This is a genomic window from Shewanella electrica (assembly GCF_022321485.1).
GTDB lineage: Bacteria > Pseudomonadota > Gammaproteobacteria > Enterobacterales > Shewanellaceae > Shewanella > Shewanella electrica.
The window spans coordinates 1-230 of the sequence record NZ_JAKOGG010000853.1 but is presented as its reverse complement, the minus strand read 5'-3'; the positions used below and the strand labels follow the sequence as shown (position 1 = coordinate 230).

General features: G+C 41.7%; 1 protein-coding gene. It reads right to left on the bottom strand.

Annotated elements, in window-relative coordinates; genetic code table 11:
- On the bottom strand, positions 1–225 hold a 225-nt coding region (locus tag L9G74_RS24765; protein WP_275297573.1), incomplete at its 3' end, for a ubiquitin family protein.
- Positions 226–230 lie beyond the last annotated feature (5 nt).

Genomic DNA, 230 nt, shown 5'->3' with positions numbered 1-230 from the left:
CTCCCAATCACAATCATTCACAAGGACAAGAACTCCAGGTCTCACAGTATCTCCTTTCATAAACATTTCAGGCCTCTCCTTAATCAAGTTGGTCTGTACCCAAGAACGCAAATCTTTCATGATTAACGTGTCTTCTCCATTGTGTTGCTCACTATTGACCTTATGAATCTTCTTGGAGTCACAAAGAAGTTCCAATCCCCCTCCGAATTCAAGTGTCAGCTGCATGTTTT